This window comes from Cognatundibacterium griseum (assembly GCF_014284195.1).
Classification (GTDB): Bacteria; Pseudomonadota; Gammaproteobacteria; order Burkholderiales; family Burkholderiaceae_D; genus Undibacterium; species Undibacterium griseum.
This window is the reverse complement of the sequence record NZ_JACOGC010000012.1, coordinates 1-5611: the sequence shown is the minus strand read 5'-3', so window position 1 is coordinate 5611 and position 5611 is coordinate 1. Positions and strand designations below refer to the sequence as shown.

At 50.0% G+C, this 5611-nt stretch carries 2 tRNA genes and 3 rRNA genes; all 5 read left to right on the top strand.

Annotated features, from left to right (window positions below):
- Positions 1 to 145: 145 nt before the first annotated feature.
- The 5 genes from H8K27_RS16345 to rrf all read left to right on the top strand — a co-directional run bounded on the left by H8K27_RS16345 (position 146) and on the right by rrf (position 5583).
- Positions 146 to 1676 (top strand): 16S ribosomal RNA (locus tag H8K27_RS16345).
- A gap of 111 nt (positions 1677 to 1787) precedes the next feature.
- A tRNA-Ala gene (locus tag H8K27_RS16340) sits at positions 1788 to 1863 on the top strand.
- 5 nt (positions 1864 to 1868) lie between these two features.
- Positions 1869 to 1945, top strand: a tRNA-Ile gene (locus H8K27_RS16335).
- A gap of 457 nt (positions 1946 to 2402) precedes the next feature.
- Positions 2403 to 5277: ribosomal RNA gene (locus tag H8K27_RS16330) — 23S ribosomal RNA — on the top strand.
- A gap of 193 nt (positions 5278 to 5470) precedes the next feature.
- A 5S ribosomal RNA gene (gene rrf / locus H8K27_RS16325) occupies positions 5471 to 5583 on the top strand.
- Together the 16S, 23S and 5S rRNA genes with 2 tRNA genes alongside form the textbook arrangement of a ribosomal RNA operon.
- Positions 5584 to 5611 lie beyond the last annotated feature (28 nt).

The following is a 5611-nucleotide window of genomic DNA, read 5'->3' as shown; positions in this document are numbered from 1 at the left end:
CTGGCCGGCATGCTTAAAAAATATCAAATGTTCGCAAGAAATAACAAAGCAAGACGGTTTTCAGCAATGGAAGCCGAACTGTCAGTATTTTGAGTGAGCGACACCTTCGCAAGAAGGAGTTCAGAAATGAACACAAACAGAGATTAAACTGAAGAGTTTGATCCTGGCTCAGATTGAACGCTGGCGGCATGCCTTACACATGCAAGTCGAACGGCAGCACGGGGGCAACCCTGGTGGCGAGTGGCGAACGGGTGAGTAATATATCGGAACGTACCCAGTAGTGGGGGATAACTATCCGAAAGGATAGCTAATACCGCATACGATCTGTGGATGAAAGCAGGGGATCTTCGGACCTTGTGCTATTGGAATGGCCGATATCTGATTAGCTAGTTGGTAGGGTAAAAGCCTACCAAGGCGACGATCAGTAGCTGGTCTGAGAGGACGACCAGCCACACTGGAACTGAGACACGGTCCAGACTCCTACGGGAGGCAGCAGTGGGGAATTTTGGACAATGGGGGCAACCCTGATCCAGCAATGCCGCGTGAGTGAAGAAGGCCCTCGGGTTGTAAAGCTCTTTTGTCAGGGAAGAAACGGTGATCTCTAATATAGATTGCTAATGACGGTACCTGAAGAATAAGCACCGGCTAACTACGTGCCAGCAGCCGCGGTAATACGTAGGGTGCAAGCGTTAATCGGAATTACTGGGCGTAAAGCGTGCGCAGGCGGTTTTGTAAGTCTGATGTGAAATCCCCGGGCTCAACCTGGGAACTGCATTGGAGACTGCAAGGCTAGAGTGTGTCAGAGGGGGGTAGAATTCCACGTGTAGCAGTGAAATGCGTAGAGATGTGGAGGAATACCGATGGCGAAGGCAGCCCCCTGGGATAACACTGACGCTCATGCACGAAAGCGTGGGGAGCAAACAGGATTAGATACCCTGGTAGTCCACGCCCTAAACGATGTCTACTAGTTGTCGGGACTTAATTGTCTTGGTAACGCAGCTAACGCGTGAAGTAGACCGCCTGGGGAGTACGGTCGCAAGATTAAAACTCAAAGGAATTGACGGGGACCCGCACAAGCGGTGGATGATGTGGATTAATTCGATGCAACGCGAAAAACCTTACCTACCCTTGACATGGCAGGAATCCTGAAGAGATTTAGGAGTGCTCGCAAGAGAACCTGCACACAGGTGCTGCATGGCTGTCGTCAGCTCGTGTCGTGAGATGTTGGGTTAAGTCCCGCAACGAGCGCAACCCTTGTCATTAGTTGCTACGAAAGGGCACTCTAATGAGACTGCCGGTGACAAACCGGAGGAAGGTGGGGATGACGTCAAGTCCTCATGGCCCTTATGGGTAGGGCTTCACACGTCATACAATGGTACATACAGAGGGCTGCCAACCCGCGAGGGGGAGCTAATCCCAGAAAGTGTATCGTAGTCCGGATTGTAGTCTGCAACTCGACTACATGAAGTTGGAATCGCTAGTAATCGCGGATCAGCATGTCGCGGTGAATACGTTCCCGGGTCTTGTACACACCGCCCGTCACACCATGGGAGCGGGTTCTGCCAGAAGTAGGTAGCTTAACCGTAAGGAGGGCGCTTACCACGGCAGGGTTCGTGACTGGGGTGAAGTCGTAACAAGGTAGCCGTATCGGAAGGTGCGGCTGGATCACCTCCTTTCTAGAGTAGCGCCGTAGTTAAGTGTCCACTTTTATTGACTGTTAAAAGAAAAGACGAGAAAAGTAGTAAAGAGAAGTGAAGCTGCTTTGCGGTAGGAAGCGGTACCTGAATGGGGGTTTAGCTCAGCTGGGAGAGCACCTGCTTTGCAAGCAGGGGGTCGTCGGTTCGATCCCGTCAACCTCCACCAATACTGGGGCTGTAGCTCAGCTGGTTAGAGCACCGTGTTGATAACGCGGGGGTCGTTGGTTCGAGCCCAACCAGCCCTACCAAAAGTATGTTGAAAAAACAAACGCAAATGGCGCGGGCGCTGTTTAGGTTTGTTCTTTCAAAGCGAAAGAGAGTCGCAAGACTCAACAACAAGAAGTACTCGTTCTTTAACAATTCAGAAGAAGTAAAGTAGAAATAATCAAAATTTATTTCTGTAAAGAGATTAGTAGTAATGCTGATCAGATTTATGGAAGGGTTATGATTGTATCGAACAAACAAAGTATTAAAAGAGTTTGATCAAAGCAGCCGAAAGGCAGTTTTAGAAAAAAATAAATTCTTGAGATACGGCAAACGCTAAAGTAATACTCATAAGTAGTAAAGAACTATAACCGTGTTTTATAAGAAGTTTAGTTGGTTGTTGAACTAAAAATCATCTGGCTCCGCCAGGGATTTTTACCTGACTAAACCACATCAAAGTAGGTTTTTACTTTGATGTGATTATAGAAGCTAAAGTTATAGGGACAAGTGACTAAGTGCACATGGTGGATGCCTTGGCGATATCAGGCGATGAAGGACGTAGTAGCTTGCGATAAGCTGCGGGGAGTGAGCAAACACACATTGATCCGCAGATTTCCGAATGGGGAAACCCGGCCGTAAGGTCATTGCAACATGAATACATAGTGTTGCAAAGCGAACGTGGCGAACTGAAACATCTAAGTAGCTACAGGAAAAGAAATCAACCGAGATTCCCAAAGTAGTGGCGAGCGAAATGGGAAGAGCCTGCAAGATTTAGCATCTTTGATATTAGAACGGAATGGAAAGTCCGGCCATAGAGGGTGATAGCCCCGTATAAGAAATCATCGGTGTGGAACTAAGCTTGCGACAAGTAGGGCGGGACACGTGAAATCCTGTCTGAACATGGGGGGACCATCCTCCAAGGCTAAATACTCGATATCGACCGATAGTGAACCAGTACCGTGAGGGAAAGGCGAAAAGAACCCCGGGAGGGGAGTGAAATAGAACCTGAAACCGTGTGCATACAAACAGTAGGAGCGGACTAGTTCCGTGACTGCGTACCTTTTGTATAATGGGTCAGCGACTTACATTCAGTGGCAAGGTTAACCGCATAGGGAAGCCGTAGAGAAATCGAGTCCGAACAGGGCGAAATAGTCGCTGGGTGTAGACCCGAAACCAAGTGATCTACCCATGGCCAGGTTGAAGGTGCGGTAACACGCACTGGAGGACCGAACCCACTAATGTTGAAAAATTAGGGGATGAGCTGTGGGTAGGGGTGAAAGGCTAAACAAACTTGGAAATAGCTGGTTCTCTCCGAAAACTATTTAGGTAGTGCCTCAAGTATCACCGACGGGGGTAGAGCACTGTTATGGCTAGGGGGTCATCGCGACTTACCAAACCATTGCAAACTCCGAATACCGTTGAGTGCGAGCTTGGGAGACAGACATCGGGTGCTAACGTCCGGTGTCAAGAGGGAAACAACCCAGACCGCCAGCTAAGGTCCCAAAGTACAGCTAAGTGGAAAACGAAGTGGGAAGGCTAAAACAGTCAGGAGGTTGGCTTAGAAGCAGCCACCCTTTAAAGAAAGCGTAATAGCTCACTGATCGAGTCGTCCTGCGCGGAAGATGTAACGGGGCTAAGCTGTACACCGAAGCTGCGGATATCCTTTTAGGATATGGTAGGAGAGCGTTCTGTAAGCCTGCGAAGGTGTCTGGTAACGGATGCTGGAGGTATCAGAAGTGCGAATGCTGACATGAGTAGCGATAATGGGGGTGAAAAGCCCCCACGCCGTAAGCCCAAGGTTTCCTGTTCAACGTTCATCGGAGCAGGGTGAGTCGGCCCCTAAGGCGAGGCAGAGATGCGTAGCTGATGGGAAGCAGGTTAATATTCCTGCACCGTCGTATGATGCGATGGGGGGACGGATCGCGGAAGGTCGTCAGGCGGTTGGAAGAGCCTGTTCTTGACTTGGAGAAGGTGCCTAGGTAAATCCGGGCACGGAATTCAAGGGGTTGAGACGAGTGAGCATGCTCACGAAGCGATCGGAAGTGGTTCCAAGAAAAGCCTCTAAGCTTCAGTCATACGAGACCGTACCGCAAACCGACACAGGTGGGCGAGATGAGTATTCTAAGGCGCTTGAGAGAACTCGGGAGAAGGAACTCGGCAAATTGGTACCGTAACTTCGGGATAAGGTACGCCCTTGTAGCTTGACTGGCTTGCGCCAGGAGGGTGAAGGGGTTGCAATAAACTGGTGGCTGCGACTGTTTAATAAAAACACAGCACTCTGCAAACACGAAAGTGGACGTATAGGGTGTGACGCCTGCCCGGTGCTGGAAGATTAAATGATGGGGTGCAAGCTCTTGATTGAAGTCCCAGTAAACGGCGGCCGTAACTATAACGGTCCTAAGGTAGCGAAATTCCTTGTCGGGTAAGTTCCGACCTGCACGAATGGCGTAACGATGGCCACACTGTCTCCTCCCGAGACTCAGCGAAGTTGAAGTGTTTGTGATGATGCAATCTACCCGCGGCTAGACGGAAAGACCCCATGAACCTTTACTGTAGCTTTGCATTGGACTTTGAATCGATCTGTGTAGGATAGGTGGGAGGCGAAGAAACGTGGACGCCAGTTTGCGTGGAGCCATCCTTGAAATACCACCCTGGTTTATTTGAGGTTCTAACCTTGGCCCGTGATCCGGGTCGGGGACAGTGCATGGTAGGCAGTTTGACTGGGGCGGTCTCCTCCCAAAGTGTAACGGAGGAGTTCGAAGGTACGCTAGGTACGGTCGGACATCGTGCTAATAGTGCAATGGCATAAGCGTGCTTAACTGCGAGACTGACAAGTCGAGCAGGTACGAAAGTAGGACATAGTGATCCGGTGGTTCTGTATGGAAGGGCCATCGCTCAACGGATAAAAGGTACTCTGGGGATAACAGGCTGATTCCTCCCAAGAGTTCATATCGACGGGGGAGTTTGGCACCTCGATGTCGGCTCATCACATCCTGGGGCTGTAGCCGGTCCCAAGGGTATGGCTGTTCGCCATTTAAAGTGGTACGTGAGCTGGGTTTAAAACGTCGTGAGACAGTTTGGTCCCTATCTGCCGTGGGCGTTGGATATTTGAAGGGGGCTGCTCCTAGTACGAGAGGACCGGAGTGGACGAACCTCTGGTGTACCGGTTGTCACGCCAGTGGCATTGCCGGGTAGCTATGTTCGGAAGAGATAACCGCTGAAAGCATCTAAGCGGGAAACTCGCCTTAAGATGAGATATCCCAGAGACTTGATCTCTTTAAAGGGTCGTTCGAGACCAGGACGTTGATAGGCTGGGTGTGGAAGTGCAGTAATGCATTAAGCTAACCAGTACTAATTGCCCGTAAGGCTTGTCCCTATAACCTTAGCAGGTGTAGGCTGCAAGTGAGCATATGAAGTGTGCGCCAATGGATGTTGGTACAAATCATAACCAGGAATAAACGATAAATTGAGATTGGTGCGGGTAACAACGCACATTCTGCTGAACTCTTCTGAATTGGATTTGCTGTGAACAACGGAACACCGTTGACACAACAGATCGACAAGTTATGCCTGATGACCATAGCGAGTTGGTACCACCCCTTCCCATCCCGAACAGGACCGTGAAACGACTCTGCGCCAATGATAGTGCTGCAACCAGTGTGAAAGTAGGTTATCGTCAGGCTTGTAATCTGCGACCCCCCGTTACCCAG